This window comes from Curtobacterium sp. ISL-83, assembly GCF_018613895.1.
Taxonomy (GTDB): Bacteria; Actinomycetota; Actinomycetes; order Actinomycetales; family Microbacteriaceae; genus Curtobacterium.
The window spans coordinates 88,909-114,646 of sequence record NZ_JAGGPH010000011.1 but is presented as its reverse complement, the minus strand read 5'-3'; the positions used below and the strand labels follow the sequence as shown (position 1 = coordinate 114,646).

The following is a 25,738-nucleotide window of genomic DNA, read 5'->3' as shown; positions in this document are numbered from 1 at the left end:
GCACCAGACCTACGCCGAAGACTTCAACACGCCGGCCGCCCTCGGCCAGGTCCAGTCGGTCTACCCGGACATGGGCTACTACGACAACCAGAAGGACACCAGTGGGCAGGGTCTCTACTCGCCGTCCAAGGTGCTCAGCGTTGCGGACGGCGCACTGGACTTCAACCTGCACAGCGAGGACGGTCAGCCCCTCGTCGCCGCCGTCATGCCAGACGGGTACGCCCCCCACACGTACGCCCGGATGTCGATCCGGTACAAGACCACCAACACGGACGGCTACAAGTTCGTCGGCATGCTGTGGCCCTCGTCGAACGTCTGGAACGAAGGTGAGATCGACTGGCCCGAAGGTGACCTCGGACAGTCCGTGCGGCCCGTTTCCCACATCCCCGGCAGCTACAACGCGTCGACGGGCTCCATGGCGGTCGATCGCACCGCGGAGCGGTACACATCGTCCGACACGACCGGCTGGCACACCGCGACGACCGAGTGGGACAAGGGCATCATCCGGTTCTACTGGGACGGGCAGCTCATCTCATCCACCACCAAAGCCGTCCCGACGACGCCGTTCCGGGTCACCCTGCAAGCCGAGACGTTCATCGGTGAAGGCACCGTCCCGAAGACCACCGATGGTCACGTCGACGTCGACTGGGTGTCGGTCTGGGATGCGCGGTGAACACCATGCAGCAGAGGGTGACGACGGTCGAACGGCACCTCCTGCGATGGAAGTCCCCGTCAGCGCTTTCATCTGCTGCACAGACCGGCGGCGAGCGTCCGGATGATCTGTGGCGCGGGCACCACGGTGTGCACCTGAAGACGAAATCCCCGGTCTCGCTCGGTCCGAAGACCTGGCCTGACCGGGGATTTCCGTGGAGCCGCCTGTCGGAATCGAACCGACGACCTATTCATTACGAGTGAATAGGTAGGGTACACTGTGGGTACTCGGCGAGCGCCGTAACTAGCGATGAATGCCCGGAAACAAGCGGATCGGGCTAGCATCGGAGAGTGCAACTGCAACCATGTGATTGCCGTCAACTGTGTGTACTTATGTGTGTACCGGGAGGTCGCAGTGCCGAGGAAGCGTGATTCAGGTGACGGGGCGCTCTACACGATCCGCGAGGGCAAGCTCTGGCGGGCGGTGATCAACGACGGCTACTACCCGGACGGGCACCGGCGGCAGCGGGTCGTCACGTCAAAGACGAAGGAGGGTGCTCGCCGCAAGCTCGACGCTCTCAAGGACCAGATCAAGCAGCACGGCACTGCCCTCGACACCAAGACGACTGTCGACCAATGGGCAACACACTGGCTTGAGACCGTTGGGAAGCCGAACCTCAAGCCGAACACCCTGCTGTCCTACGAGTCGGTGGCGCGCAACTGGATCGTCCCCACGATCGGCACGAAGAAGGTCGCGTACCTCAAGCCGTCCGACGTTCGCATCATGACGAAGGCCGTCGCCGACGCTGGACGCACCTCTGCTACCTCGCGGAAGGCGTACCAGGTGCTGTCGCTGATGCTCGAGTCCGCGCGAGTCGAAGGCATCGCTGCGCGGAACGTCTGCGAGGACGTCAACGCGCCGGTGCAGGGCGAGTCGAACCGGGGCGCACTGAGCACTGAAGCGGCGCTGGCTGTCCTCAGAGTCGCCGCCGACCACGATGACGGCACCCGCTGGTGGGTCGCCCTGCTGAGCGGGCTCCGCCAAGGCGAGCGGATCGGGGCCCGGCTCGAATCCCTAGACCTCGACTCCGAACAACCGACCATCGGCGTCGAATGGGCGCTCTCGGAGGTGCCCTTCGAGCATGGCTGTGGCCGCCTCGCCGACGACACCTGGCGGTGCGGCAAGAAGCGCGCCGGATCTTGCTCGAACCGGCGACTCCGCATTCCGGACGGCTTCGAGTACCAGCAGCTCAACGGACGCCTCTGCCTCATCCGACCGAAGTCCGGCAAGCCCCGGTACGTGCCGCTGATGCCGTCGCTCGCCGCAGCACTGCGCCGCTACCTGATCGTGACCGCGGATCGGCCCAACCCGTACGGCTTGATCTGGCGGAAGGCAAACGGCGAACCGTACCTGTGGGGCGAGGACGAGCAGACCTGGCGCGACCTGCTGTTTGAAGCCGGCATCATCGCGGACGAGGACCGCAAGCCCGGTTCGCCGGTGCCGACGACGCACTGGGCGCGGCACACGACCGCGACCGTGCTGATGGAGCTCGGCGTGGACGCGAAGATCATCGGTGAGATCGTCGGGCACCAGTCCGAGGCCGTGACCCGCCGCTACCAGCACGTGTCCTCCGCGGCCGCACGTGAAGCGATGGACAAGCTCGGCTCGCACTTCGCTCTCGACGCCTGACGCCACAGTGCAAGAGCCCCACCGATTGCCGGTGGGGCTCTTCGTTGTTCAGGACAGCGCTCGCGCGAGGTCGTTCGTCAGGTGGCCTCGAGGCGAGCGCCCGTAGGTGCGCTCGCCGAGTCGCTGAATGCACATCGCTCGGTAGTCATCGATGAGCTCCACAGTCACGCCGAGCTCTTCCGCGATGTGGAACGCATCGGCACTGACGCGTTCCGCGGCCGCGTAATCGATCGGATGCACGAGCAGGTAGGCGGCGTAGGCGCGCGCCTGGCGCTCGATGCGGCTGTTGTGCACGCCGCCGCACGTGTGCCCGTGGTGCACGTGTCCTAGCTCGTGAGCGATCACGCTGCGCTTCTCATCGGGGGTGAGGCTGATGTCGACCTTCACTGCGCTGTCCTCGACGTCGTAGAAGCCGTTCGCGTCGTCGATATGGCAGTAGACGATCCGGACCCCGTAGGACGCGGCGAGCGCGATCAGGTCCTTCATGCTTCCCCCTTCACTCGGCGTACGGGATGTCCGCCTTTCGGCGGCCGCGGTGGGCAGCTCGGTCGTACGCCGACTGGACATCATTCGTGAACTCGATGTGCTCTTCGTCATCCTCGACGACAGGTGCGACATTCGCGGGCATGCTCAGCCTCGGCGCTTGAGGGCGCGCAGGGTTCACCTGGCGGGCGTGCTCTGCGATCGCTGCCGCTCTGTAGACGATCGTGGTCATGGGGTTAAGCGGCTCTGGTACTCGGCGCATCAACCCGAGCGTCCCAGCATCGATGAACACTGAAACGACGGCCGCTGTGAGCTGGCCAATCAGGTCGCTGTCGACACCTGCTGCGATCGCGATCTCTGCCCAGTCCAGCGTGTCAACAGCGCCCTCGTAGATCTCAATCTGTTGCTCCACGGCTTGTTCCGCGCCACCCTCGCTCGCTCGCTGACGGAACCGATTGATCGCGTCGGACATGGCGTCAGCAAGATCGTTCCGGTCCTCTTCGTGCGCTGTGCCCCGGTCCTGGCGCGGGGGAATTGGTAGCTCGACCTCCGCGGCCGGCAGAGCTGACTTGATGCCACTCCACCACTTGCGTGGTACGACGCCGCTCCGCTCCCAATTACCGATCGTCCGTAGCGATGAGCCGACCTTCTCAGCCAGTTCCTGCTGGGTCATAGCTGCGGCCTCGCGCGCTGCGCGGAGGGAGTCTCCTGTGATCACACGGCCCATCTAAGCACGCGTAGGCAACGCTTGGCAACATGTGAGCGCTCTCATCCGCGCTAGCAAGCGACACGCAGAAAAACTTCGTTGCCAATCCATCGGGCGGCAGGAATCTTGCCTACTATGGACGCATGCAGACACGACGACTCAACGGGACGGCCCTCCGGACCATCCGGGAGCTGTCGGGACTCCGCCACGGGCAGTTCGCCAAGCGTGCGGAACTCGACCCCGGCTACCTCACCAAGCTCGAGAACGGGTCACGCCAGCCGTCGCCGGCAGTACTGCGGCGACTCGCTGACGCACTCGGCGTCTCGTTCGAGGCCATCTCCTTCCCGGTGGTGGTCGAAGGCTCGCCAGTCGGGGCCGCAGCGTGACAGCCGTCACCGCGGTGCGGATTGAATTCGCTCCCGCGCTCTTCACCAGGGAGCTTGCAGCGTTCTACATCAGCGGATCGCTTCGTGACATCGATGATCTGCGCGCCAAGGGTGAATTGATCCCAGTCGGTGACACCAAGCGGGTGAAGTTCCGAAAAGAGGACCTCGACCGGTACGTAGCAAACCTTTCGGAGCGCGACTGAGCCGTCCGGCTCGTGCGCTTCCCCACATCTTCCGATCAGTAGCGCCTCTCGGTGGCGCTGATCGGCGCGCCCGGACACGGCCCCACTGGGGCACGCCCCCGTCGCATTTGCACCTTCAGAACTCAACAGCGTGGCAACAAGCAAGGCGAGACGTACACGGCACCCGTCGCTGGACAACCCGTCGTCTCGTACCAAGCACTTTCCGTCTCCACGGAGCGACGTAAGCGGGTCCCACGCCGGGGCCCCCGCGCTGACGAGACAGCCCGTCCCCAGGATTCGGCGCACAAGCGGCCGTCGGGGGCACGTCGGGATCGGCACTCGACGGCGGGCACTGGCACCCACGACCTCTCTCTTCCCCCTCATCGGAAGGAACAGCAATGCCTGCAGCACGCTCCACAGATCCAGACACCAGCCATGCCGCCGCACGATCGGCGCACAACCCCACGGAGGTGCAGAAACGTCTCCTGTCGATCATCCGCCGCGTTGCCCCCTCGGGCAGCGACGGCATCACGGACGACGAGCTCTACCCGATGTACGTGGCCGACGCTCTGACGGCGGGCTGGGTGGTCCCCACGCCGCAGTCGCTCCGCTCCCGCCGCTCGGAGCTCGTCCGGGCAGGAGCGGTCCGGCACTCCGGCAAGTACGGGCGCACAGTCAGCGGCCGGAAGTCCCGCCGATGGGTGGCGTCCTCGTGAACCACCGCCGCATCCCCGACTGGGTCGGCGCGCTCGGCTTCGTCGCCATCTGCCTCCTGGCGATGCTCGCCCCGTCCGCGCTCTAACCCCACCAACGAAGAAGGCCCCCTGACGCTGCAACGTCTCGGGGGCCACGGCACGAAAGGCCACAACGAACATGAACAGCATAACCAGCATCTTCACCCGGAGCCACAGCCCCGAGGCCCGCGCCCGTCGCCGCGACGCAAGCCAGGCGACTCGTGAGGTCGCCGCGAACATCCGCCGCCGGGCGCGTAGCCGTGGGCTTGACCCGCTGAGCCTGGCCCGCACTGCCGGCATCACCCGCTGGCGCATGTTCTGGCTCTGGACCGGCGTCCACGTGATGATCACGGACATGTTCCGAGCGCAGCGCGCACTCGGCATGACCGTCGATGACCTCTTCGCCGGCACCCGAGGGGCCTCGAAGTGAGCGTCACCGCGGCGGCGCTCCGCCACGCCGCCGACTACCCGACCACCACACGGCGAGCGCGCGTCACTACCGTCCGAGCAGAGGTACGCGACGGCGTCGTGCTCAGGCAGCTGGGCGAAATCCACATCTACCCGGACTCCCGGCGCATCGAGATCGTCGTCGGGATCGGAGCTACGCCCGACGAGTGGGACGCGTGCGACGCTCACCGCCGCCTGCTCCCCCGCTGGCTTGCCTCCGACAGCCCGTCGGATTGGAACGAGATCCGGCACCTCCGCACCGGAGAGCGCATCTGGCGGGTCGGGCTCCACGTCCCCGCCCCAGACCCATTCATCGAGCTCGAGCTGCAGATGCTGCTCGACGTCAGCACCGAGGTGAACGCATGAAGACCGCAACCCGTGGGACCGGAACCCACCTGAAGGCGCTGCGAACCAGCAGCGGCGTTTCCCAGCCGCTCGTCGCGGCCATGGCAGGCACGTCAACCGCGTTTCTCGCGAAGGTCGAAGACGGCCTGTTCGACCCCACCCGCAGCTACGTCGCGAAGGTCACTGAGGCAATCGTGAAGCTCATGCAGGACCCGCCCCGGCCGTGCCCGGTGCTCGGGTGCGACAACACCAAGCACATCGACGGCATGGACGGGCGCACCGGAATCCCGGTCCTCCACCACGCAGACGAGAAGCGTGGTGATGGCTGGATCGTCGCCGTCGAGCGATTCGACGAGCAGGACCACGAATGGTTGGTCTACGCCGAAGTGTCAGACGACCGAGCGCTGGCACCCGCGGACTTCATGGCGTTCACCGCCGCCTACCAGGAGGCATCGGCGTACGCCGCCGTGCTCAACGGACGAGGGGCGGTCATCTGATGGCACCCCACATCCCGGCGATCAGCGAAGCATCGCGAGACCATTACCCGCTTCGGCTGCAGTTCGCGGGCGACGAGTCCGCAGGAGAGATATCCGAGAACCACGGCAAGCTTCTGTCGCTGTATGCGGCGCAGTTCGGATTGTCCGTGTTCGACCTCACCGACTACGACGTCGCGAAGATCCTCACCGACGCTACGGCCCCGGATGACGCTGCATCGCTCGTTCAGGTGAGCACATCTGGCACACCTGAACACGCAGAGATTCCACGCGGATACGTCCTCGGGATGGACGGCAAGGTCTACCCAGGCTTCACCATGCCCCGCAGCGAACGCACCCGAATCGTCGCTGAAGTGCACACCCTCGCTCACGGGGGCCGCAGCGTGCGCGAAATCGTCCAGATCCTCGCCGACGACTACGGCACCCGCCGATCCGTCGGCTCGGTCCACGCAGACCTAAACGACTGGCAGTGCCACGACTGCGCCGACAAGAACGGGAAGACATCATGAGCACCCCAATCGATCGCACTCCGAACACGCCGCTCGATTCCCTCAAGACGGCGACGCTCCGAGCAATCGACGACATCAGCACCGTCACTGACACCCTCGCCGGCACCTGCGACCTGCCCGACGACCACGCGGTCATGGCGATCCTCGACCGGCTCAGCCACCTACTGAAAGTGATCGTCGCAGAACACGTGCCCGGCGTCACCGTGCCCGACGACGGCCTGCTGACAGCCCAGCAACAGCAGCTCCTGAACACCTACGACAACGGCCAGCCCGTGAAGGTGTCCCGGTCAATCGGGGGCCACGTCGTCTACGACATCTGGCCTCGCGTCGACACGCAACTGGACGCCTTGCGTACGTCCACACACGCCGCAGACCTTGCTCAGCGGATGGAAGCAGAGGGGATCGACAATTGACCCACCACATCGTCATCAGCTCGGCGCTCTCCACGGGCGCACGTGAAGCGCTCACCGACCACCTGTCCGCACCATGCCGGATCAGCGACCTGCTGGACACCAGCGCGGGGACGTGGACGCTCGAGGACGCCAACGCTGCAGCAGCGGAACTCGCCGCGGCCGGGTACGGCTACATCGACGGTAGCGACTTTCAGTTCGACGTCGTCCCGCACGAGCCGTCCCTGCTGCCCACCGACACACTCGACGAGCTCGTGCCAGCGCTCGCCGCAGTCGACCGCATTGTCTCCGCCGCGGACGCGATCCGCACACCGGAGGACCCGGACCCCGACAACGGCCTGCACGTTCCCTTCGCCATCCTCATGCAGCTGCAGAACGTCCTGCGCCTGGCCGCGTACGCGCAGCAGGGGCGGCTCTCGCACGCCGACATCAACTCGCAATTGCCGGCGGTCGCGACGATGCTCGCTCGGGCCGTACAAGAGGCGGTGGTGGCATGAACGACCCCACCACGGGTGTGCGAGAGGACGCAGACATCTCCGCCGCGCAGGCAGCGATCACGATGCACCGAGACAAGTCGTGCGACGTCCTGAACTTCGTGACCGGTGCAGCGGCGACCGCCGTGAGCTGGGGCACAGCTACGGCGATTGCGCTCGAGGGCGGGGATGGCGACATCGCCGTCCGATTCGGAGAGCAGAGGGACACCGATGGGCATTAGACGCTCGCATCTCAGCTTCGAAGGGCGCTACGTCCAGATCCCGAACGATTGGGTGCGGGACGAACGCCTGTCACGGAGGGCAAAGGGCATGCTCGTCGAGCTCATGTCTCACCGCGTTGGGTGGCACATAACGATCGCCGCGCTACAGCGAACAGGCCCGGAAGGGCGGGACGCGATCCGCACGGTCGTCAACGAGTTGTCGGCGTTCGGCTACCTACGACGCGTCCAATCACGCGGTGACGGGGGCCGCTTCAACGAGGTCGAATACGAGCTCGTGGAGCCGCCGACCGCTGACGGGAAATCCGACATCGGTGGATTCTCCGACGTCGGTTCAGCCGACGGCGGTTCACCCGTCGTCGGTGAATCCGGCGGTAAAGAAGACTATCTACCAGAACACCATCTGGAAGAAGCCAATCAGGAAGCTTCTTCGTCAGACGCTGGCGCGTCTGACCCGAAAGTCTTCTCTGAGGACGTGGTCTACCTCTGCGATCTGCTCGCAGCGCTGATCCGCGGGAACGGCAACAAGGTCGGCACGGTCGGGGTCACGTGGTGGTCCGCCGCGGACCGTCTGATGCGCCTCGACGGGTACACGCGCGAGCAGGTCGAGTGGGTCATGCGCTGGACGCAGGCCAACGAGTTCTGGCAGGCCAACGTGCTGTCGATGCCGAAGTTCCGGGAGCAGTTCGACCAGCTCAAGACGCGCGCCGTCAACGAGAAGCAGAAGCGGCGCGAGTCACAGCAGCGGTCCCTCACCAACGCCGAGCAAGCGGCGGTCGATTACCAGCAGCTCTACGGAGGCTCGGATGAATCAGGAAGAAGCGTTCCGGCTCTTAGCTCGGGCGTCAGCAGTCGATAACCGCAAGGTCACCCAGCTCGCAGCGACTGTCTGGGCGGACACCCTCCCCGACATGTCCTACGACGAGGCTTCCGACCTCATGAACGAGTACCGCCGGGACAACCCAGGTGTGTACCTCGAGCCCGGGCATCTGCAGAAGCAGAAGCGGATCAGGGTCGCCCGGCTCCGTGAGCAGCGCGGCCCGCACCCGCTCCCGCCGTCCGGGCAGCGATGGGCAGTGGACGCGATCGAGACCGACGCGGCATACGCCGCACCTGGCGGAGTGAAGGAGGTCCCCTTTGACGACGCGAGCTGAGCTACGCCGACAGCGAGACGACGCCCTGACACGCGCCGAGACAGCCGAACGGGAACTGCAGCGCATCAGCGAACTGCACTTCGCCACCGTCGGCTTCCTGAGCCCGTCCGAGTACGAACAGATCGGAGCAACACCGGATGGGACGAGCTAGCTTCGACCGCGTTCTCGACGCGTTCCGGAACAAGGGCCTGCACGTCCAGATGCGCGGCAACGAGGCGGCGGACGCGCAGGCACCAGGGCACTCGGCGAAGGACCGGTCGGTGTCAGTGCAGTCCGTCGAAGGTCAGACGCTGGTCCACTCGCACTCGGACCCGACGCAGGACGTCCTCTACGAGCTCGGGCTGACCATGCAGGATCTTTTCGACGAGAAGAAGGGCGTCGAGTACCGCTACCGAGACGGCCGCGTTGTACATCGTTCCCCCGACAAGAAGTTCCGGCAGTCGGGGAACACGAAGGGCAAGGATCTCTACCACGTCGAGCGCATCGGGGACGCCGACCCGGTTTGGATGGTGGAGGGCGAGAAGGACGTTCACGCGCTCGAGGCGCTTGGCCGCGTCGCCGTCTGCACGGCGATGGGCGCGGGCAAGGCGGCGATGTTCGACCTCTCGCCGCTCCACAACCGCAAGGTGCTCGTCGTCCGCGACATGGACGAGACCGGGCTGAAGCACGCGCTGCAAGTCCGTGACCTGCTCGAAGGCAAGTCGCAGGTCGTCATCCTCGAACCGCTCGTCGGGAAGGACGCAGCCGACCACGTCGCCGCCGGCCACGGCTGGGAGCAGTTCCGCCCGGCCGTCTTGCCCGAGCCGGAAGCCGAGCCAGAGCCCGTCAACGAAGAGTTCGAACGGGCCGTGGCCTTCGAGCTCGAACGCCTCGAGGTGAAGGACGAGGTACGACGTAGGCGGTCAGCGATCGGAGCCGCCGAGCTGCAGCCCATCTACCTGGACGAAGTCCTGGCAGTCCCGGACACCCCCAACTGGCTGATCCCGGATCTGCTCGAACGACGGGACCGTCTCGTCCTGACCGGCAGTGAGGGGTCCGGCAAGAGCTACTTCACCCGGCAGCTCGCCATCGCCGCAGCTGCCGGCGTGCACCCGTTCAACGGCTACCAGATCAAGCCGCTCCGGGTGCTCGCCATCGACGCCGAGAACACCGTCCTGCAGTGGTCACGGAACACCCGCTACCTCGCCTCGCTGGCCGGGCAGTACGGAGTCCGAGACCCCGGCCGGCAGGTGCTCGTCTCGGCAGGCGTCCGGCTCGACCTCACCCGCCAGGCCGACGTCGACCAGGTCCACCGCCTGATCGACCGACACCAGCCCGACATGCTGCTGATCGGGCCGCTCTACAAGCTCGTGCCCCAGGCGATCAACAACGACGACGACGCGGCCCCGCTGATCGTCGCACTCGACGGCTTCCGGGAACGCGGCGTCGCCATGGTCATGGAAGCCCACGCCGGCCACGGCAAGTCACTCGGCGGCGAGCGCGACCTGCGCCCCCGCGGATCGGCCGCACTTCTCGGCTGGCCCGAGTTCGGGCTTGGCCTCCGCACGATCGACGACGACGACTCCATGGTCCACGTCGTCCGATGGCGCGGCGACCGAGACCCACGCGACTGGCCACACCGGCTCCGACGCGGCGTCACGGGCGAAATGCCCTGGATGCCCGCATGACCCACATCCGCAACAGCTGCGCTCGAACGAGCGCACCACCCCAACCAGAACGGAACCCCATGAACAAGCGCACCATCGCCACCGTCGCAATCGCCGCGACTGCGGTCCTCGCCCTCGCTGGCTGCACCAGCCAGGCCGACACCGTCAGCGAGAACCTGTCCCGCGATGCCGACTCATTCAAGATCCACCGGCAGATCGTCTTCTACAACGGCATCACGGACAAGTACATCGCGGAGGTCGACGGCCTCTGCTCCCTCGGCAACAACGACTCTTCGAAGCAGCGCACCGTCACCTGCAAGATCGGCCCCGACAAGTACGTCAAGGAGACCTTCGGGCTCTCCGACAACACGATGGTCTGGTCCCTGCAGACCGAACCGGCGAAGGCCGACCCGTACCGCTACAAGGTCATCTTCAAGCCGGAATCCATCATCCCGAACATCGAGACCCAGACGAGCGCCGGCTGATGCGCCGCACCGTCATCACAGCCCTGCAGCGTTGGCTGCTCGCGCTCGACATCGCCATCACGACAGGCATCTACCACTCCGTGCAGAAGGCTCACGGCGAGGGGTGGTCCTGGTGGGCCTACATCGTCGTCGTCGCAGGGCTCATGCTCGCCCCGATCATCCTCCGCGCCAGGGTCGAGACGTCCGCCGAGAAACGGGTCCGCACGCAGGACGCCCGGCACCGGCGGTGGATGAGGCGCGTCGACCGTAAGTGGCGAGCCGACCGGAAGCGGTGGCTCCGAGACCAGGCAAGGAGGACCAATGACCGTCAACACCGCTGAGCTACGAGCCAGCGCAAGGATCATCGACCCAGGGTTCCCGGGCACCGCGAAGGCCATCACTGCTGCAGCTGACGAACTCGACCTGCTGCACGCGGCGCTCGCCGCGGTCCCCCACTCCACGTTCTGCGAGTTCATGACCGCCGCTTACGGAGAGCCGTGCAGCTGCCCGAAGAGCCTCACGCCGTACTCGGCGCTCCCGTCGAGCACTGAGTACCCGACGGTCACCCGCCTCGAGGTGCACGGTCCAGCGGGCCGTGTCGTCGGCCTGCTGGGGCTTGCCGGTGTCCTGGTCGCCCTGCAGGACGACGGACGCACCCTGAAGGTCATCTACGAGCAGAAGGAGCCCACGACGTGAGCGACCAGCAGTACGCGCAAGGCTGGCGCGACGGCGTCGAGAAGGCGCAGGAAGAGCTGGTGCGGCAGGACCAGTTCTCAGAGCGCACGCTGCGCATCCTCGACGCGGTGCGTGACACCCAGCCAGAACCGTCAGGACAGCCGGCGACACGCGAGCAGGTCAACGCCGCAGTGGGCGAGGTGCTGTTCAACGCGTCGAACTACCCGCGGGCGGCTGTGCCGCACATCATCGGGCAGGACATCGGGCCGTTACGCGCGAAGGTCACGGACGCCGTGGTCGCAGCCCTCGGCACGTGATGCTCGAGCCTCACCACCCGCCCGGCGACCACTGCTCACCGATCTGCAAGGACCACCCGGAGCAGTGCCCGAACAACACACCACAGCCCCCACGGCGAGCGCGCCGAACCCGAAGCGCTCGCCGCAGTACCTCGAAGGAGCGCAATTGAGCACCGACGTTCAGCACGAACAGGACTCCCCCGCAATTGATCCGGACGTCGTCGCCGCTCTGGCCGAGACGCACGTCCGCTCCCTGCTCATCAAGGCAGCGGACCAGGTGGAGCACGTCCGCAGCCTGGTGGTCCCTGGTGGTGCGCAGCCGTCAGACGGGCAGCCCCACTCATCGAGCACGGAACCGTCGTTCCCGATCCGCGTGGACCCCCTCGAGGCGTCAGACCGGGTGTACGCCCACCTGCTCAACTGGGTCCGGTACTGGTCCGCAGAGCTGCAGATCGACGCGCCCGTGACGGCGAAGTACGCCTGGTCGACGGACGGTGGACCTCAGGGCTTCCGGTCGTCGGTCACACCGCAGGGCGCGTACGGGCTCACGGCCAACCTGGCGACGTGGTTGCTGATCCATCACGACTCGATCCGTCGGCAGCCCGGATCGGCGGACTACCTCACGAGCGTCGACAGCATGCTGTGGCATCTCCGGGAACGGTTCCCGATGGAAGCCCGGCCAGCGCGCCCCGTCGTGCCACGGCCGTGCCCGGTGTGCGGGTCATCGACCATGAACATCGAGCGCCGGTCTGAGTCGGTCACGGACATCGCGATCGTCTGCAGCTACTGCCGGTTCGAGGGCGACGCCAAGGCGCTGATGAAGGAACGGAACATCCGGGTGCTGCTCACCGACATCCGGGTTGAGGAAGCCCCGCCAGCCGCCGAGTGGTGGACCAAGAAGCAGGCAATCGCCGAGATGCGGCTGACGCAGCAGACGCTGAACCGGTACATCCAGCACGAGGGGCTGCCGACGCACACTGCCGACGGTGTCGTCTACGTCCGGGCGGACGACGTCCGTGAGCTCTGGCGTGCCAAGCAGGTGCGGCGACTGGCTACCGTGATGCGCCGACCTGTCGGCGCAGCCCGGGGTCCGGAGACAGCAACCGCCGGATGACCTGATCGAGCGGACCCATCGCCGAGTGGACACCCGCGAAGTGACGTTCAGGTGATGCGGTGCGCACCACCTGAACGTCATGGGTGATGACATGGGTGCGCTCTTGGCCCCGGCCACCGACACGCGCACCGTTGTACTTGTGCGTCTGTTCACCCGACCGCTATGATGTCCGTGACATCGCATGCCCGCCAGGAAAACCCCGGCGGGCATTTGCTTTGCCGGGACACGTGACAACCGGGTTGTCACCTGTGTCACCTGTCACACCTGTTACAGCTGCAACAGGTGCGAGGTCCCTCGCAGGTGTTCAGTTCCGAACACCTGCGGCCTGCGCCCCTAGCTCAGCGGAAGAGCACGCGGCTTCTACCCGCATGGTCGGCAGTTCGAATCTGTCGGGGCGCGCGCGGAGTACCGCCCAGCGGAACAGGCATTCGCTGGGTGCGGCACCAGCCATGGCAGACGGCAAGGAATAGTCGGCCAACCAGCGAGCAGGTGAGGATGCACCCGGGAGGCTGACCCATGGTCAGCACGGCCCGCTCTGCCCTTGCCTGCTCGCTCTTCAGTCGTCCTCGGAAACGAGGACACCCGAGCCGCAATGCTCGGATGAGGCGCACCGGTTGAGGGACCGGCTCATTGAGTCTCGCCGTGGGACAAGAACGCCGGCACACGGACGCGGAGGCTGCAACCGCAAACCAACAGCCACTACTTCCGCGCCGGGACCCGTTCGGGTTGGGCCTCGTCGCGGGACCGCAAGTAGCCCCGCCTCGGAAACGATTACCGAGACATGCAAGCGGGGACACAGGATGGTGACCTAAGCACCCGCGGCGCACGACCGCGACAACAACGTGCATCACTTCCCAGGTTCGGGAGCATCGCGTCCCCGGAGCATCTGAACGAATCCTGCCGACGAACCTAGGACTGCGCGGGCAGGAAACGCGACCCCACGACTTCCCCGGCCCGCCGACGACAACGCCAGCAACGCCGCGCATGTGGAGTTCCCACGTCGCCGCAAGCGCAACTCATCACGGCGTCGAGCACGGGGAATCCCTATCGAGAGAGACGGCACGTGACCCTCACCGAGATCCGCAACGCCCTGAAGGCAGCGGGCTACAAGACGAACGTCAGCCTCGACCGCGTTCACATCAAGTACGAGTTCGGCAAGGTCGCCGGCATCGACGTGACACTGACCGATGGCCGCGTGGATTACCTGCCGGTCGAGAGCTCGAGCTGATGAAGCGCCAACGCCAGCACGAACTCGCCTGGCAGATCGGCGGCGTCGTCGCGGCCACAGTCCTCGGCGGCGTCGTGCTCGGCACTGCCGTGCTGCTCATCACCGGGGCAGCATGGTAGCCCGTGGCCTGGTCGGCACAACCACATGGAGCACTCATGAACTGCACCATCCCTGACTGCGACCGAGCGAAGCGAAGCAAGTCTGCGCTCTACTGTGAGATGCACTACTACCGCGTACGCCGAACTGGCAACGCTGGGGTGCCGCAATCCATCAAGCGCCAGCGCGGCACCTGCCAAGCGCAGGGCTGCGACCGTCTCGACGCTGGGCCTCACGGTTGGTGCGCGATGCACCACTACCGAGTGACGCAGCACGGCGACCCGACCACGGTCCTCAGAGCAACGCCCACACCGCAGGACCAGCACCCGCAGTGGAAGGGTGATCGGGTCAGCTACAGAGGCGCACACGAACGCGTCCGAGCAACCCGCGGTCCAGCAAGCGTGCACTCGTGCGTGGACTGCTCAGGCCCAGCACGTCACTGGTCCTACGACCACGCTGACCCAGCAGAGCGCCACTCGGACGAGGGAAGCTACAGCACCAACCCCGAGCACTACTCGCCACGGTGCGTCAGCTGCCACAAGGTCTTCGACCTCGCCGCAGCCTGATGCCCTGGTCAACCTCGGATCGTCGGCAGCGACTGCCGAGTAACTGGCAGCAGATCCGCAAGGCAGTGCGGGCCCGCGCACACGGACGCTGCGAGGCCGAGCGTCACCACCCAGACTGCGACGGCATCGGCACTGACGCTGACCACATCACACCCGGTGACGACCACCGCATCGAATCGTTGCAGTGGCTGTCGGGTCCATGCCACCGCGACAAGACAGCAGCCGAGAACGCCGCACGCAACCGAGCGAACGCCCGGCTCAAGCGCCGCCCCACCGAGCCACACCCAGGACTAAGAGCGAAGGGCTGACATCACCGTGACCAACATCAAGATCCTGTCCGAAGTCGGAGGCCGAAAGGTCGGAGACATCGTCGACCTCGCACCCGATGCCGCCACCTACCTGGTCGAAGCTGGCTATGCTGAGCAGGTAGCCGGCAAGGCAGGGCAGCCCAAGCGTGCAGCCCGCACCGCCAGCACCACCAGCACAGCCGAGCAGGACGAAGAGAGCAGCGACGAGAGCTGACCGAATGATCCGATCGAAGGGTCATCCGACGCCTCGCCAGGGCTGACCACACCCCCCGTGCGGGGGACTCCCCCTCGGCTGTGGTGGAAAACCGCCGGATAGCAATTCTCGTCCTGCATGCGGTTCTTCCCGGTTTTTCCGGCACGAAAAGCCCTGGTCAGAGGCCGAATCGGCCCGGTTTTCGGCATTTCCGGCTCATTCTCGCCGCATCGGTGATCCCGCTACTTCCGCATGTTTCCGCCACTTATCCGTTTCACTGGGTAGGATTGAGGCATGGACCAGCTGGGGTGCGACGAGTGCGGTGCTTCACTGCGCCTGATGCGTGCTGGGGCTCGGTTCTGCAGCCCTAACTGCCGTCTGAAGGCCCACCGCAAGGCCCGACGGGCGCACCAACTGCCTCCCGAGATGAAGGCGCAGCGCCGCTTCGTCCGGTTCACCAGCAGGAAGCGACCCATCACCGTCACTGGCCGTTCCGCATCGTCCACGAACGATCAGACCTGGTCGACGCACGCCGATGCCGCAGCGTCGAGCAAGGGCGAGGGCATCGGCTACGTCCTCGGTGCCGGCGTCGGCTGCATCGACCTGGACCACTGCATCCGAGACGGCAAGGTCGCCGACTGGGCGCAGGCTGTTCTCGACAGCAACCCCAACACCTACGTCGAAGTGTCGCGTTCCGGTGAAGGGCTCCACATCTTCGGCCGACTCGATGAGGGTCCAGGCCGCAATTTCCGCGATGGCACGCGCGCGATCGAGGTCTACTCGGTTGGCCGCTTCATCGCACTCACGGGTCAGCGCTTCCGCAGCGCTCCCCTGCGCCTCGCACCTATCAGCGTGCCGGCGCTGTAGCCGCGCCCTGGTGGCGCACCATGCGTCCCCGGAGGGCACCAATGACCGACAGCACCCAGATCCCCGTCCCGCGCTCCCTGAAGGCTGCGGGCCGCAAGCTGTGGAAAGAGACCACGGCGAACTACGTGCTCCGTCAGGACGAGCTCGAGACGCTGCGCGCCGCGTGCGCCGAACTTGACCTCATCGTCCGCATGGAAGGCGAGCTGGACACTGCCGAGCTGACGGTGAAGGGGTCCATGGGGCAGATCGTCGCGCACCCGCTCGTGCAGGAACTGCGCCAGCACCGCGCGACCATGTCGACGCTGTTGAGGGCGCTCCGGCTGCCGGACAGCGAGGCCAGCGGCCTCGTGAATCAGCAGCGATCGGCAGCGCAGTCGCGTTGGTCGGCCTCGCATGGCCGTAGCGCGTAACGCCGGCCCTGCCCTCATCGTCAACCGCGACGCCGAGTACGACGAAATCAAGCGCTGGTACGCGGCGAAGCTCGCCGACACGTACCCCCGAACGGACCTGGCCTGGGAGCCGGTGAAGATCGGTCCCACCTGGCAGTTCGAGGGTGGCGCATGGTCGCTGCCGGCGAAGTCGATGGGGTGGGAAGCGCTCGCGTTCGCGGGGCGCTGGCTGACGCACAAGGGCAAGCCGTGGCAGTACACGATGGAGCAGACCCGCTTCCTGCTGTGGTTCTACTCGCTCACCCCAGACGGGCAGCTTGAGTACGTCTCGGCGGTCCTGCAGCGGCTGAAGGGCTGGGGTAAGGACCCGTTCGCGGCGGCCCTGTCGGTGACGGTGCTGTGCGGCGACATCGAGTTCGACCACTGGGGTGACGACGGCCAGCCCATCGGCCGGCAGGTGTCCGAGGCGTGGGTGCAGATCGCGGCCGTGTCACTCGACCAGACCAAGAACACGATGAAGCTGTTCCCGGCGCTCATCCCTGCCGAGACGCGCAAGCAGTTCGGCATCCAGATCGGCAAGCAGAACGTGTGGGCTCGCCATGACGAAGCGCAGATCGAAGCTGTGACCGCGTCTCCGCTCTCGATCGAGGGTGGACGTCCAAAGCTCATCATCCGGGCTGAGACGCAGAACTGGAACAGCTCGAACGGCGGTCACGACATGGCCGGCGCGATGGAGGGCAACGCGGCGAAGGCTGAGATGGGCGCTCCGGCGCGCGTACTCGACATCTGCAACTCCTACCGCCCGGGCGAAGACTCGGTCGGCCAGCGGCAGCGTGAGGGCTGGGAGCAGACGCAGGGGGACAACGCAGCCGCGTTGGACTTCGGTCTGCTGTACGACTCGCTCGAGGCTCCCCCGGATGCACCGCTCACCGCGGACGCTGCGCCCGACGTCGTCGAGTCCGTCCGGGGTGACTCGGTCTGGCTGGACGCTCGAGGCCGCATCCTCAAGTCGATCCTGAACCCAGCCAACCCGCCTTCCGAGTCCCGGCGCAAGTGGTACAACCAGATCACCGCTGCCGAGGACGCCTGGACCGAGCCCGCAGAGTTCGACCCGCTGGGAGACCCGGACGTGGTCGTCGACCGTGGTGACGAGGTCGTCCTGTTCCTGGACTGCTCGAAGTCCGACGACGCGACCGCCCTCGTTGGCTGCCGCATGTCGGACGGGCACGTGTTCACGATCGGCATGTGGCAGCGGCCTCCGGGCAAGCGCGGTGACGGCTGGTTGGCTCCCCGCGAAGAGGTCGACGCGAAGGTGGCATCCGCGTTCGATCTGTACCGCGTCGTGGGGTTCTTCGGGGACCCGTCGCACGTCCGCGACGACGAGACCATGGACCGCTACTGGGACCCGCTGTTCGACAAGTGGCACCGCGACTACCGGTCGCAGCTGCGCATCTGGGCATCGGGGACCAAGAACGGCCGCGGTCACTCGGTCATGTTCGACATGTCCGCCCGCGACAACGCCCGCGACTTCGCCTCCGCGGTCGCGTTCACGCTCGAAGAGATCAAGTCTGCGTCGTTCACCCATGACGCTGACGCACGTCTTCGCCGGCACGTCCTGAACGCTCGCCGCTACCCCGTGCAGGGGTACGTGTCGATCGCGAAGGAAGGGCGCGAGTCCAAGAAGAAGATCGACCTCGCCATCTGCATGGTCGGTGCTCGCATGGTGCGCCGTCAGCTGCTCAACAACCTCACTCAGAAGAAGGGCAAGGGCCAAGTATGGTGATGTCTCCCGCTAGCGTCGTCGAGCTTGCTCAGAACGTCCTGATCCCGGGTGCGCAGGTCGAGTGGCAGCGTCTCGACCTGATCGACCGCTGGTATCGGTGGTCACCCGAGAAGCTGCGGCTGCCCGCGCAGGCGAACCAGGAGCACCGCCAGCTCCGCGACATCTCCGAGACGCCCTGGTTGACGCTCGTGGTGACGACGGTGGCGCAGCAGCTGGTCGCTGAGGCAGCCAGGTCGACGAGTGGCCGCGAGCTCAGTGCCTTCTGGACCCCGTGGCAGAACAACCGCATGCCGTCTCGGCAGCGCGCGATCCACCGTGCGGCACTGGCCTACGGGTACGCGTACTCGACGGTCATGCCGGGTGTGCTCGATGCTGAGGCAGGGACGCAGCAGGCCGCAGTCATCCGAGGACGCTCGCCGCGGGACATGTTCGCGGTCTACCAGGACCCGGTCGAGGACGAGTACCCGATGTACTACCTGCAGAAGCGCGGGTCGCACTTCCTCGTCGTCGATGAGGAAGCGGTCTACACGCTCGGTAGGGAGGACGGCGGACGCCTCGCCTTCATCGAGTACAAGGTGCACGGCATCGGGGTCGCGCCGGCAATCCGGTACTCCAACCAGATCGACCTGGAAGGGCGCACGCCCGGCGAGGTTGAGCCGTTCATCCCGATGGCGAAGCGCATCAACAAGACCACGTTCGACCGGATCACGGTGCAGCACTACAGCTCGTGGAAGGTGCGGACGGCGGTCGGCCTCGAGGAACCCAAGGACGACGAAGAGGCAGCCAAGCGCAAGCTGCTGCTGCAGCAGGGCGACATCCTGACCGGCGGCGAGGGCGTCCAGTTCGGGACACTCCCCGAGACGTCCCCGAGCGGCCTCATCCAAGCGGAGGAACGCGACGTCAACACGCTCGCTGCCGTCTCGCAGACGCCGTCCCACTCGCTCACCGGCAACATGATCAACCTGTCCGCGGACGCCATAACCGAAGCCCGCGCCATGCTCGACATGAAGGCCGGCGAACGCAAGGTCGGCTTCGGCGACTCGCACGCGCAGACCCTGCGGCTCGCCGCCCACGTCGAAGGTCGGCCGGACGACGCCGCGGACTTCACCGTGGTCATCGACTGGACCGACTTCCAGTCGCGCTCCATGTCGCAGGCTGCCGACGCGCTCGGGAAGCTCGCATCGCAGCTCGGCATCCCCGCCGAGAAGCTGTGGGACCGCATCCCCGGCGTCACGCCCGACGTCGCATCGAGCTGGCTCAAGTACAAGCAGGAGAACCCGACTGCCGACGCACAGTTGGCGTCCGCACTGATGGGACAGGCCAGTGGCGCTAACGCAGGAGGGACAGCGGCTCACTGAGGCGAACGGCCTCCTGCAGATCCGGCTCGCAGCACGGGCCGCGGGGATCGGGCTCAGCCTCTGGCGCGAGCTCGACCCCCGCAACATCGACCGGTCAGCGATCCGCTGGCTCGCGGCGAACACGGCGCTCGCGTCTGACTTCTACACGCAGTCGGCAACGACAACGGCGACGTACATCGACCGCTACCGCAACGCTGAGGGAGTCGGAGACACCGGCCCAGTCGTCCGCCCGAGCTTCGACGCGGCCCTAACGGCGCAGACCCTGCTCATCGCCGGTCCGTTCCGGGTCAAGAACCTCGTCGGCTCCGGCATGACCGGCAGCCAGGCGCTCGCCGCGGCCCGCGGCGGGTACGCGGGGATGCTCCGTCGGCAGGTGATGATGGGCGGTCGCGAGACGATCGACCTGACAGCAGCGCAGGACGAACAGGCCGTCGGCTGGCGTCGAGTCTCAGACGGCCATCCCTGCGCGTTCTGCGCGATGCTCTGCTCCCGTGGGCCCGTGTACCGCTCGCGCGCCCAGGCCGGCGATGACCCCGTTGCCGGCGAGGGCATGAGGTTCCACCCCCACTGCGGCTGTCACGCCGAGCTCGTCTACGGCTCATGGAAGCCGAGCGAGCAGGAGCAGGGCTACATCGACACCTACAACCGTGCCGCTCGCGAGGCGAACGCAGCCGGTTACGCCCGCACCCAGGAGAGCGTGCTGCCTCGCATGCGCGCCAACGGCGACTTCCGAGACTCGCCGTCCGTGCGGAACAAGACCACCCAGTCCACGTCGGACGGGTAGAACCGCTGCCCCGGTGGCAGCCCGATACGCCCCAGGAGGGCACATGAAGAGCACGCTCGGCACGAACTACGCCCCGTGCAGCATCGACGGCACCGCCCGCATCGGGCTGTCGCCGTTCCAGCTGCGCGGCATCCGACTCGTCGAAGGCGAGGAAGGTGCTGGCGGCACCGAGACCGGCACCGAAGAGACAGGCTCGGAGGGGTCCCAGGAGGGCGCTGAGGGGGCTGGCGGCACTGAGACCGGTGCTGGTGAAGGCGACGACAAGTTCGACGCCGAGAAGGCTCGAGAGAAGATCCGGAAGGCCAACAGCGAGGCCAAGAACCTGCGCGATCGAGCGCAGAAGGCCGAGCAGGAGGCAGCAGCGAACAAGGACAGCGGCGAACGGGCAACGGCTCTGGAAGCCGAGAACCTGAAGCTCCGCGTGGCCGTCAAGCACGGCCTGCCCGAAAACCTCGTCAAGCGCCTCACCGGCACGACCGAGGAAGAGCTGCTGCAGGACGCTGAGGAACTGCTGGCGATGTTCGGCAAGCCCGGCACCAAGCCGCCTTCGGGCGCTCCCCGCGAGCAGCTGCGTGGCGGCGGTAACGGCGGCGACATCGCCGACCCCACCGCCGACCTCGACAAGTTCGCGGAAGACGTCTTCCGACGATAACTGCGCCCCTGACCACGGTGGCGCACTCATCCACACAAGAAAGGGGCCATCGTGGCTCTCTACACCCCCCAGCAGGCTGCGCGCGCCACGCTCGCGTCCCTGCGCTACCTGTCCCTCCTGCCGCGCACCGTTCGGCAGGACTTCTCCGCTGACTTCGTCGCGGGCGTCGGCCAGACGGTCAACGTCCTCGGTCCCGTGAACGCGGGCAAGGCGAAGGTCTACACCAAGGCGAACCGCGCGGCGCGGGATGCCATCCAGTTCAACGACCTCGGTCAGACCTGGGTGCCCGTCACGCTCGAGAACCAGGTCTACAACGCCGTCCGGCTCCCGGACGACTTCGAGACCTTCACGCTGAAGGACCTGACCACGCAGGTGCTCATCCCGCAGGCCGAGTCGGTCGTCGACGAGCTCGCCACGCCGCTCGTGGCCGAGATGGTCGCCATCGGCACGGACGCCGGCATCCCGGAGGTCGCGCCCGACGGGTCGAACTTCCGGACCGCGCTCATCAAGGCCCGCGAGGTGCTGAACGACCGCAAGGTCCCCGCCGCCAACCGCACCTTCGCGGTCGGTTCCGGCATGGAGGCCGCCGCCCTGCAGGACGAGCTCCTGCAGCGCGTCAACGAGTCCGGCACCGGCGACGTCCTCCGCAACGCGACGATCGGGCAGCTCTTCGGCTTCACGATCGTCGCCGACCCGAGCCTGCCCAGCGGCTTCGGCGAGGCGTACCACAAGGACGCGTTCGCGCACGTCACCCGCCCGTCGAAGCAGCCGCAGGGTGCAGCGTTCTCCGCGACCGTCGCACAGGACGGCTACGCGCTGCGCTGGATCCAGCACTACAACCCGAACCAGCTCGAGGACCAGTCGGTCGTGGACACCTTCTACGGTGCCAAGACGCTCGACGCGAACCGGGCCGTCTCGGTCAAGCTGGCGTCCTGATGGGAACCCCGGCGACTCTCGCCGGGGTTTCCGACCTCGGCGACTGGCTGAGCGAGACGATCGTCGAGTCCTCTGCCGAAGGCAAGCGCGCTGTGCTCTGCCTCCGGCTCGCGTCCTCCCTGGTCCGCAAGGAAACAGGGAGGACGTGGCTCGACGACGACGGCAATCTGGTCGACCCGCTGCCGGACGACGTGCAGCTGGTGACGCTCTACTGCGCCGGCCGCGTCTACGACAACCGCGAGGCGCAGACCTCCGGCGGGGTCGACGACTACAGCGAGGGCTGGAAGGTCGACGAGTCGGGTGCCTACCTGACGAACTCCGAGAAGCGGATGCTCGCCGACTACCGCGGCAGCAGCACGTTCCGCGGGCTGGGCACTGTGTCCACCACGCGGATCGCTCGCCTCTCGGACGGCACAGGCTGGGTGCCCACCCCGACGCCTGAAGTCCTCTTCCCCTGGTACTGATTGGAGCCCGCTGTGCGCGGAATGCAGATCACACGACGCGGCCGACGAATGGCCGAACAGCTGATGACCTCTGCCTGCCGTGTACAGCGGGCCTCCGGTCCTCCGGTGAAGGGGCCGACCGGCGAGCTCACGACTCCAATGCGCACGATCCTCGAATCCCCCTGCCGCCTCCGGTTCATCTCCGGCGTCACGAGCGACGTCGACGCTGCGGCGCAGCTGCTCGTCGCACAGACCGCGGTCCTGTCGCTGCCCATCGATGGGACGGGGGCCATCCGCCCGAACGACCTGGTCACGATCACCGCCGCAAGCCTGGACCCGTCGCAGGTGGGAACGGTGCTCCGCGTGACGGGTCGGCACTTCCAGACGATGTCGACCGCCCGCCGCCTCTCAGTCGAGTTGGTGTCCTGATGGCCGACGGGTTCAGGATCGACGACAGCCAGCTGCACGACCTCACGGCCGCGCTCGGCGAGGTCGCCTCATCCGCAGGGCTCTACGTCCGAGACGCCATGGAAACCACCGCCATCGACCTCCGCGACGACTGGCAGGAACAAGCGTCAGGCATCCGAGGGCTCGAGGCGTACCCGAGCTCGATCGGCTACGACTTCGCTGGGTTCCAGGGCTTCGGCTCGACGGTCCTCTCGTGCGAGATCGGCCCGGACAAGGGCAAGCGTCAGGGCTCGTTCGGCGCGATCATCGAGTACGGGTCCCCGACCTTCGCCCCACGCCACTACGGAGACAACGCGCTCGAAGCGCACTCCGATCAGTTCGAGCGGCTGCTTGACGAAGCACTGCAGAAGGCGGAACGCGCGCTGACCTTCGGCGGCGTCACTCGCTCCGTCTTGGCCGGAAGGAACACGATCCTATGAGCCGCAGGGACCACGTCGCCGCTGTCCTCGCACGCCTCCGTGAACACCCGGATCTGACAGACCGCGTGTTCGTGGGCGTCGCGAACCGCGACGACAACAACCAGCCCCGCACTCGGTACGTGACCGTGTTCGTCGGCTCACCCCGCCGCACCGTCGGACGCTTCCTGGGCTCGCAGAGCACCGAGCGCTACCGGTTCACGATCCACGCAACGTCGATCGACGCTGACGACGCCGGGGACCTGTCGGACGCAGTCACCGAACAGCTCTTCGACTGGACGCCAGAAGTTCCGGACCGCGTGTGCCGGCGCATGACGTCGAATGAATCGGACGAGCTGCAATACGACTCGGACCTGACACCACCCCTCTACTGGATACCGGCCACCTGGGAACTCGTGACCGATCCAGCACCGCAAGCCCTCGTCATGTGACGGGGGCTTTCCTCATGCCGCCCGCGACGCGGGCACTTGCCCTCACCCGAGGGTTCCCCGAAAACAAGGAGAGAGCATGTCGCTCGACCAGTACCCGGCGTCGTCCCAGTCCGACGGTCGCCACAAGATCGCCTTCGTTCCCTACGGGGCGGACGTCAACCCGCTGTCCGTGGCCACCCTGAAGGCCGACACCACCAAGAACGTCACGTACTCGTTCACCCCCGACGGGTTCGCCCACGCAGTCACGCAGGCGACCGTGGAGGACAAGCGCTACACGGGTGAGCAGGATCTGTCCCGCCCGGGCAAGACGACCGAGACGCTCGAGGTCAAGTACGTCGACTCCGAGGACCCGAACTCGGCGGCGCAGACCTTCCCGAAGGACACGGCCGGCTGGTTCGTGCGACGGAAGGTCATCCCGAACGCGACCGACTGGACCAAGGACCAGCTCGTCGACGTCATCTCGGTCATCGCTGGTGTGCAGCGGCCGGACGCGCCGGCCGAGAACGGAGTCGACACCACCACGCAGGGCATGTACATCACCGCCCCGACCCAGTACCGCCAGAAGCTCGTCGTCTGACGTCTGGCTGCACGATCCCTGGCCGGGGTGTTCTCCGCCGTCGCCCCGGCCAGGCCCTCACTCACACGGCGGAAGAACGGCGGTACGACCCATGGCATTCGAAGACGACCTCGCAGCAGCACAGACCCCAGAGGACCGGTACATCGACGTCCTCGTCCTCATCAACAGCAAGCCCTACACGCTCCGATTCCGCGCCATGGACGGCATCGAGTGGGCGGCAGAGACCGACCGCCACCCAGCCCGTCCCGGCGTCCTGGTCGACGCGCGGTACGGCTACAACCTGCGGAGCCTCATCCGCGCTGCAGCGCCCCGCTGCGGCGTCCTCGTGGACGGCGACGAAGAGCGCACCCTGCGTGTCGACCCGATCATCCCCGAAACACCCGGAATGCCGCCGCAGAAGCGCGTCGATGAATGGGCGGACGTGTTCAAGGCCATCTCCGGCCACGAGTTCCAGCGCGTGACCGACGCCATCTGGTCGCTCAACGAATACTTCCCGCAGCAGGAAATCGAGGCAGCGGGAAAAGCGCTCGCGGACTCGGCGAATACCTCCAACTAGCAACAGAGCTCGGAGTTGCGCCGAAGCGCCTCTGGGGTTGGGAACCGCGCGAGTTCGCCGAATACCACTACGACAGGACCGGCCGCCTGGTCGGTACGACAACGCACCGCGAACCGGAGTTCGACCAGCAGCAGGTCAGTCTCCTACTCGCCCATGCCCGGCATCGCAACGACGTCGGATCTCACGGGCAGCCCATGTCCGAAGCCACAGACGCGCGAGCGAACCCGGCAGTCGACGGCGGCTGGCACTACGAGGCCACGGAGAACGGCGTCACGGACTACGCGCAGCTCGCCATCAGCACGGCGAGGGACCGCTACTTCGAACGGTACGGCAGCCGCATGACCGAGGCCGAGAAGGCCGCGAAGCAGTGGACGGTGCGCCGGGTCGAGGACTAGCTGCGCGCGGCACGGACTGCGAGCCACGCGATCAGGCACACGACGCCGCCGATCGTCAGCACCCACCCGATGACGCCGAGTGCGGGGTACGCCCCGCCGACGAGCACCAGCAGCACGCCGATCACGAGCGCCACGAGGCCCGTCGCTCGGAGGTCATCTGCGCCTCGCGTCGACCGCTGTTCCTGATCCGTCAT

The 25,738-nt window shown here is 66.7% G+C and carries 39 protein-coding genes and 2 tRNA genes; 37 read left to right on the top strand and 4 right to left on the bottom strand.

Going from position 1 to position 25,738, the window contains the following annotated elements; genetic code table 11:
* The first annotated feature begins 70 nt into the window (after positions 1–70).
* On the top strand, positions 71–673 hold the full coding sequence (locus J7E22_RS10765; RefSeq protein WP_214981727.1) for a glycoside hydrolase family 16 protein: 603 nt from the start codon (positions 71–73) through the stop codon (positions 671–673).
* 194 nt (positions 674–867) lie between these two features.
* Here J7E22_RS10765 and J7E22_RS10760 read toward each other — a convergent pair.
* Positions 868–944: transfer RNA gene (locus J7E22_RS10760), tRNA-Thr, on the bottom strand.
* 122 nt (positions 945–1,066) lie between these two features.
* On the opposite strand from J7E22_RS10760, the gene J7E22_RS10755 reads away from it, so the two are divergent.
* Positions 1,067–2,341: a site-specific integrase gene (locus J7E22_RS10755; RefSeq protein ID WP_214981726.1), complete on the top strand. Its 1,275-nt coding sequence runs from the start codon at positions 1,067–1,069 to the stop codon at positions 2,339–2,341.
* A 48-nt stretch (positions 2,342–2,389) separates the two neighbouring features.
* Here the strand turns inward: J7E22_RS10755 and J7E22_RS10750 are convergent, their stop codons facing one another.
* Positions 2,390–2,827, bottom strand: coding sequence for an ImmA/IrrE family metallo-endopeptidase (locus tag J7E22_RS10750; protein ID WP_214981725.1), 438 nt, complete (start codon positions 2,825–2,827; stop codon positions 2,390–2,392).
* A gap of 10 nt (positions 2,828–2,837) precedes the next feature.
* Entirely contained in the window at positions 2,838–3,551 is a 714-nt protein-coding gene (locus J7E22_RS10745) for a helix-turn-helix transcriptional regulator (protein WP_285439895.1), read from the bottom strand.
* A 122-nt stretch (positions 3,552–3,673) separates the two neighbouring features.
* Between J7E22_RS10745 and J7E22_RS10740 the strand changes: the two genes are divergently transcribed.
* From J7E22_RS10740 to J7E22_RS10570, 35 genes are all read left to right on the top strand, one after another.
* Positions 3,674–3,916, top strand: a complete 243-nt coding sequence (locus J7E22_RS10740; RefSeq protein WP_214981723.1) for a helix-turn-helix domain-containing protein — start codon at positions 3,674–3,676, stop codon at positions 3,914–3,916.
* Positions 3,913–4,119 (top strand): hypothetical protein, encoded by a 207-nt coding sequence (locus J7E22_RS10735; protein WP_214981722.1) that lies wholly within the window; start codon positions 3,913–3,915, stop codon positions 4,117–4,119. The genes J7E22_RS10740 and J7E22_RS10735 overlap by 4 nt, the downstream gene beginning before the upstream one ends.
* Positions 4,120–4,496: 377 nt before the next feature.
* Positions 4,497–4,814 carry a hypothetical protein gene (locus J7E22_RS10730; protein WP_214981721.1) on the top strand — a complete coding sequence of 106 codons (318 nt, stop codon included), beginning with the start codon at positions 4,497–4,499 and terminating at the stop codon, positions 4,812–4,814.
* A gap of 157 nt (positions 4,815–4,971) precedes the next feature.
* The gene (locus J7E22_RS10725; protein ID WP_214981720.1) at positions 4,972–5,262 is read left to right on the top strand and encodes a hypothetical protein; all 291 of its coding nucleotides are present in this window, start codon (positions 4,972–4,974) and stop codon (positions 5,260–5,262) included.
* Complete coding sequence (locus J7E22_RS10720; RefSeq protein ID WP_214981719.1) at positions 5,259–5,645, top strand: hypothetical protein; 387 nt, start codon at positions 5,259–5,261, stop codon at positions 5,643–5,645. Before J7E22_RS10725 ends, J7E22_RS10720 begins: the two co-directional genes overlap by 4 nt.
* On the top strand, positions 5,642–6,121 hold the full coding sequence (locus J7E22_RS10715) for a helix-turn-helix domain-containing protein (RefSeq protein ID WP_214981718.1): 480 nt from the start codon (positions 5,642–5,644) through the stop codon (positions 6,119–6,121). Before J7E22_RS10720 ends, J7E22_RS10715 begins: the two co-directional genes overlap by 4 nt.
* Positions 6,121–6,627, top strand: coding sequence for a hypothetical protein (locus J7E22_RS10710; protein ID WP_214981717.1), 507 nt, complete (start codon positions 6,121–6,123; stop codon positions 6,625–6,627). The genes J7E22_RS10715 and J7E22_RS10710 overlap by 1 nt, the downstream gene beginning before the upstream one ends.
* Positions 6,624–7,040, top strand: a complete 417-nt coding sequence (locus J7E22_RS10705) for a hypothetical protein (RefSeq protein WP_214981716.1) — start codon at positions 6,624–6,626, stop codon at positions 7,038–7,040. Before J7E22_RS10710 ends, J7E22_RS10705 begins: the two co-directional genes overlap by 4 nt.
* A complete protein-coding gene (locus J7E22_RS10700; RefSeq protein ID WP_214981715.1) occupies positions 7,037–7,534 on the top strand; it encodes a hypothetical protein in 498 nt (165 codons plus the stop codon). The genes J7E22_RS10705 and J7E22_RS10700 overlap by 4 nt, the downstream gene beginning before the upstream one ends.
* 207 nt (positions 7,535–7,741) lie before the next feature.
* The gene (locus tag J7E22_RS10695) at positions 7,742–8,608 is read left to right on the top strand and encodes a hypothetical protein (protein ID WP_214981714.1); all 867 of its coding nucleotides are present in this window, start codon (positions 7,742–7,744) and stop codon (positions 8,606–8,608) included.
* 52 nt (positions 8,609–8,660) lie between these two features.
* Complete coding sequence (locus tag J7E22_RS10690) at positions 8,661–8,903, top strand: hypothetical protein (protein ID WP_214981713.1); 243 nt, start codon at positions 8,661–8,663, stop codon at positions 8,901–8,903.
* Complete coding sequence (locus J7E22_RS10685) at positions 8,887–9,054, top strand: hypothetical protein (RefSeq protein ID WP_214981712.1); 168 nt, start codon at positions 8,887–8,889, stop codon at positions 9,052–9,054. Before J7E22_RS10690 ends, J7E22_RS10685 begins: the two co-directional genes overlap by 17 nt.
* Complete coding sequence (locus J7E22_RS10680) at positions 9,041–10,570, top strand: AAA family ATPase (protein WP_214981711.1); 1,530 nt, start codon at positions 9,041–9,043, stop codon at positions 10,568–10,570. Before J7E22_RS10685 ends, J7E22_RS10680 begins: the two co-directional genes overlap by 14 nt.
* 59 nt (positions 10,571–10,629) lie before the next feature.
* Positions 10,630–11,034 (top strand): hypothetical protein, encoded by a 405-nt coding sequence (locus J7E22_RS10675; protein ID WP_214981710.1) that lies wholly within the window; start codon positions 10,630–10,632, stop codon positions 11,032–11,034.
* The gene (locus tag J7E22_RS10670; RefSeq protein WP_214981709.1) at positions 11,034–11,354 is read left to right on the top strand and encodes a hypothetical protein; all 321 of its coding nucleotides are present in this window, start codon (positions 11,034–11,036) and stop codon (positions 11,352–11,354) included. Before J7E22_RS10675 ends, J7E22_RS10670 begins: the two co-directional genes overlap by 1 nt.
* On the top strand, positions 11,335–11,709 hold the full coding sequence (locus tag J7E22_RS10665; protein WP_214981708.1) for a hypothetical protein: 375 nt from the start codon (positions 11,335–11,337) through the stop codon (positions 11,707–11,709). Before J7E22_RS10670 ends, J7E22_RS10665 begins: the two co-directional genes overlap by 20 nt.
* Positions 11,706–12,005 carry a hypothetical protein gene (locus J7E22_RS10660; RefSeq protein ID WP_214981707.1) on the top strand — a complete coding sequence of 100 codons (300 nt, stop codon included), beginning with the start codon at positions 11,706–11,708 and terminating at the stop codon, positions 12,003–12,005. Before J7E22_RS10665 ends, J7E22_RS10660 begins: the two co-directional genes overlap by 4 nt.
* 145 nt (positions 12,006–12,150) lie before the next feature.
* Complete coding sequence (locus J7E22_RS10655) at positions 12,151–13,098, top strand: hypothetical protein (protein ID WP_214981706.1); 948 nt, start codon at positions 12,151–12,153, stop codon at positions 13,096–13,098.
* Between the two features lie 327 nt (positions 13,099–13,425).
* Positions 13,426–13,497, top strand: a tRNA-Arg gene (locus J7E22_RS10650).
* Positions 13,498–14,161: 664 nt separating this feature from the next.
* Positions 14,162–14,326: a hypothetical protein gene (locus J7E22_RS10645; protein ID WP_214981705.1), complete on the top strand. Its 165-nt coding sequence runs from the start codon at positions 14,162–14,164 to the stop codon at positions 14,324–14,326.
* A gap of 977 nt (positions 14,327–15,303) precedes the next feature.
* Positions 15,304–15,510 (top strand): hypothetical protein, encoded by a 207-nt coding sequence (locus tag J7E22_RS10640; RefSeq protein WP_214981704.1) that lies wholly within the window; start codon positions 15,304–15,306, stop codon positions 15,508–15,510.
* Between the two features lie 273 nt (positions 15,511–15,783).
* Positions 15,784–16,356, top strand: coding sequence for a hypothetical protein (locus tag J7E22_RS10635; protein WP_214981703.1), 573 nt, complete (start codon positions 15,784–15,786; stop codon positions 16,354–16,356).
* 41 nt (positions 16,357–16,397) lie between these two features.
* Positions 16,398–16,766: a P27 family phage terminase small subunit gene (locus J7E22_RS10630; RefSeq protein WP_214981702.1), complete on the top strand. Its 369-nt coding sequence runs from the start codon at positions 16,398–16,400 to the stop codon at positions 16,764–16,766.
* On the top strand, positions 16,750–18,528 hold the full coding sequence (locus J7E22_RS10625) for a terminase (protein ID WP_251008982.1): 1,779 nt from the start codon (positions 16,750–16,752) through the stop codon (positions 18,526–18,528). The genes J7E22_RS10630 and J7E22_RS10625 overlap by 17 nt, the downstream gene beginning before the upstream one ends.
* Complete coding sequence (locus J7E22_RS10620) at positions 18,528–19,886, top strand: phage portal protein (RefSeq protein WP_214981701.1); 1,359 nt, start codon at positions 18,528–18,530, stop codon at positions 19,884–19,886. The genes J7E22_RS10625 and J7E22_RS10620 overlap by 1 nt, the downstream gene beginning before the upstream one ends.
* Positions 19,852–20,670, top strand: a complete 819-nt coding sequence (locus tag J7E22_RS10615) for a hypothetical protein (protein ID WP_214981700.1) — start codon at positions 19,852–19,854, stop codon at positions 20,668–20,670. The genes J7E22_RS10620 and J7E22_RS10615 overlap by 35 nt, the downstream gene beginning before the upstream one ends.
* Positions 20,671–20,713: 43 nt before the next feature.
* Positions 20,714–21,322 carry a hypothetical protein gene (locus J7E22_RS10610; protein WP_214981699.1) on the top strand — a complete coding sequence of 203 codons (609 nt, stop codon included), beginning with the start codon at positions 20,714–20,716 and terminating at the stop codon, positions 21,320–21,322.
* 51 nt (positions 21,323–21,373) lie between these two features.
* On the top strand, positions 21,374–22,258 hold the full coding sequence (locus J7E22_RS10605; protein ID WP_214981698.1) for a P22 phage major capsid protein family protein: 885 nt from the start codon (positions 21,374–21,376) through the stop codon (positions 22,256–22,258).
* Positions 22,258–22,722, top strand: coding sequence for a hypothetical protein (locus tag J7E22_RS10600; protein WP_214981697.1), 465 nt, complete (start codon positions 22,258–22,260; stop codon positions 22,720–22,722). The genes J7E22_RS10605 and J7E22_RS10600 overlap by 1 nt, the downstream gene beginning before the upstream one ends.
* Positions 22,723–22,743: 21 nt before the next feature.
* Complete coding sequence (locus tag J7E22_RS10595) at positions 22,744–23,130, top strand: DUF6093 family protein (RefSeq protein WP_308159228.1); 387 nt, start codon at positions 22,744–22,746, stop codon at positions 23,128–23,130.
* Positions 23,130–23,588, top strand: a complete 459-nt coding sequence (locus J7E22_RS10590) for a hypothetical protein (protein WP_214981695.1) — start codon at positions 23,130–23,132, stop codon at positions 23,586–23,588. The genes J7E22_RS10595 and J7E22_RS10590 overlap by 1 nt, the downstream gene beginning before the upstream one ends.
* The gene (locus J7E22_RS10585) at positions 23,585–24,016 is read left to right on the top strand and encodes a hypothetical protein (RefSeq protein WP_214981694.1); all 432 of its coding nucleotides are present in this window, start codon (positions 23,585–23,587) and stop codon (positions 24,014–24,016) included. Before J7E22_RS10590 ends, J7E22_RS10585 begins: the two co-directional genes overlap by 4 nt.
* A gap of 76 nt (positions 24,017–24,092) precedes the next feature.
* The gene (locus J7E22_RS10580; RefSeq protein WP_214981693.1) at positions 24,093–24,593 is read left to right on the top strand and encodes a hypothetical protein; all 501 of its coding nucleotides are present in this window, start codon (positions 24,093–24,095) and stop codon (positions 24,591–24,593) included.
* A 91-nt stretch (positions 24,594–24,684) separates the two neighbouring features.
* The gene (locus tag J7E22_RS10575) at positions 24,685–25,149 is read left to right on the top strand and encodes a hypothetical protein (RefSeq protein WP_214981692.1); all 465 of its coding nucleotides are present in this window, start codon (positions 24,685–24,687) and stop codon (positions 25,147–25,149) included.
* A gap of 194 nt (positions 25,150–25,343) precedes the next feature.
* Positions 25,344–25,544 carry a hypothetical protein gene (locus tag J7E22_RS10570; RefSeq protein ID WP_214981691.1) on the top strand — a complete coding sequence of 67 codons (201 nt, stop codon included), beginning with the start codon at positions 25,344–25,346 and terminating at the stop codon, positions 25,542–25,544.
* Here J7E22_RS10570 and J7E22_RS10565 read toward each other — a convergent pair.
* The gene (locus J7E22_RS10565; protein WP_214981690.1) at positions 25,541–25,738 is read right to left on the bottom strand and encodes a hypothetical protein; all 198 of its coding nucleotides are present in this window, start codon (positions 25,736–25,738) and stop codon (positions 25,541–25,543) included. The two genes, J7E22_RS10570 and J7E22_RS10565, sit on opposite strands and share 4 nt — an antisense overlap.

What these genes read in the sequence shown, in the direction of transcription:
- J7E22_RS10765 (WP_214981727.1), top strand. Translation starts at nt 71, where the DNA reads ATGGGCTACTACGACAACCAGAAGGACACCAGTGGGCAGGGTCTCTAC.
- J7E22_RS10570 (WP_214981691.1), top strand. Translation starts at nt 25,344, where the DNA reads ATGTCCGAAGCCACAGACGCGCGAGCGAACCCGGCAGTCGACGGCGGC.
- J7E22_RS10620 (WP_214981701.1), top strand. Translation starts at nt 18,528, where the DNA reads ATGTCTCCCGCTAGCGTCGTCGAGCTTGCTCAGAACGTCCTGATCCCG.
- J7E22_RS10680 (WP_214981711.1), top strand. Translation starts at nt 9,041, where the DNA reads ATGGGACGAGCTAGCTTCGACCGCGTTCTCGACGCGTTCCGGAACAAG.
- J7E22_RS10585 (WP_214981694.1), top strand. Translation starts at nt 23,585, where the DNA reads ATGAGCCGCAGGGACCACGTCGCCGCTGTCCTCGCACGCCTCCGTGAA.
- J7E22_RS10600 (WP_214981697.1), top strand. Translation starts at nt 22,258, where the DNA reads ATGGGAACCCCGGCGACTCTCGCCGGGGTTTCCGACCTCGGCGACTGG.
- J7E22_RS10610 (WP_214981699.1), top strand. Translation starts at nt 20,714, where the DNA reads ATGAAGAGCACGCTCGGCACGAACTACGCCCCGTGCAGCATCGACGGC.
- J7E22_RS10710 (WP_214981717.1), top strand. Translation starts at nt 6,121, where the DNA reads ATGGCACCCCACATCCCGGCGATCAGCGAAGCATCGCGAGACCATTAC.
- J7E22_RS10690 (WP_214981713.1), top strand. Translation starts at nt 8,661, where the DNA reads ATGTCCTACGACGAGGCTTCCGACCTCATGAACGAGTACCGCCGGGAC.
- J7E22_RS10565 (WP_214981690.1), bottom strand. Translation starts at nt 25,738, where the DNA reads ATGACGGATCAGGAACAGCGGTCGACGCGAGGCGCAGATGACCTCCGA.
- J7E22_RS10675 (WP_214981710.1), top strand. Translation starts at nt 10,630, where the DNA reads ATGAACAAGCGCACCATCGCCACCGTCGCAATCGCCGCGACTGCGGTC.
- J7E22_RS10590 (WP_214981695.1), top strand. Translation starts at nt 23,130, where the DNA reads ATGGCCGACGGGTTCAGGATCGACGACAGCCAGCTGCACGACCTCACG.
- J7E22_RS10715 (WP_214981718.1), top strand. Translation starts at nt 5,642, where the DNA reads ATGAAGACCGCAACCCGTGGGACCGGAACCCACCTGAAGGCGCTGCGA.
- J7E22_RS10635 (WP_214981703.1), top strand. Translation starts at nt 15,784, where the DNA reads ATGGACCAGCTGGGGTGCGACGAGTGCGGTGCTTCACTGCGCCTGATG.
- J7E22_RS10575 (WP_214981692.1), top strand. Translation starts at nt 24,685, where the DNA reads ATGGCATTCGAAGACGACCTCGCAGCAGCACAGACCCCAGAGGACCGG.
- J7E22_RS10730 (WP_214981721.1), top strand. Translation starts at nt 4,497, where the DNA reads ATGCCTGCAGCACGCTCCACAGATCCAGACACCAGCCATGCCGCCGCA.
- J7E22_RS10745 (WP_285439895.1), bottom strand. Translation starts at nt 3,551, where the DNA reads ATGGGCCGTGTGATCACAGGAGACTCCCTCCGCGCAGCGCGCGAGGCC.
- J7E22_RS10630 (WP_214981702.1), top strand. Translation starts at nt 16,398, where the DNA reads ATGACCGACAGCACCCAGATCCCCGTCCCGCGCTCCCTGAAGGCTGCG.
- J7E22_RS10625 (WP_251008982.1), top strand. Translation starts at nt 16,750, where the DNA reads ATGGCCGTAGCGCGTAACGCCGGCCCTGCCCTCATCGTCAACCGCGAC.
- J7E22_RS10750 (WP_214981725.1), bottom strand. Translation starts at nt 2,827, where the DNA reads ATGAAGGACCTGATCGCGCTCGCCGCGTCCTACGGGGTCCGGATCGTC.
- J7E22_RS10740 (WP_214981723.1), top strand. Translation starts at nt 3,674, where the DNA reads ATGCAGACACGACGACTCAACGGGACGGCCCTCCGGACCATCCGGGAG.
- J7E22_RS10580 (WP_214981693.1), top strand. Translation starts at nt 24,093, where the DNA reads ATGTCGCTCGACCAGTACCCGGCGTCGTCCCAGTCCGACGGTCGCCAC.
- J7E22_RS10665 (WP_214981708.1), top strand. Translation starts at nt 11,335, where the DNA reads ATGACCGTCAACACCGCTGAGCTACGAGCCAGCGCAAGGATCATCGAC.
- J7E22_RS10695 (WP_214981714.1), top strand. Translation starts at nt 7,742, where the DNA reads ATGGGCATTAGACGCTCGCATCTCAGCTTCGAAGGGCGCTACGTCCAG.
- J7E22_RS10725 (WP_214981720.1), top strand. Translation starts at nt 4,972, where the DNA reads ATGAACAGCATAACCAGCATCTTCACCCGGAGCCACAGCCCCGAGGCC.
- J7E22_RS10670 (WP_214981709.1), top strand. Translation starts at nt 11,034, where the DNA reads ATGCGCCGCACCGTCATCACAGCCCTGCAGCGTTGGCTGCTCGCGCTC.
- J7E22_RS10595 (WP_308159228.1), top strand. Translation starts at nt 22,744, where the DNA reads ATGCAGATCACACGACGCGGCCGACGAATGGCCGAACAGCTGATGACC.
- J7E22_RS10705 (WP_214981716.1), top strand. Translation starts at nt 6,624, where the DNA reads ATGAGCACCCCAATCGATCGCACTCCGAACACGCCGCTCGATTCCCTC.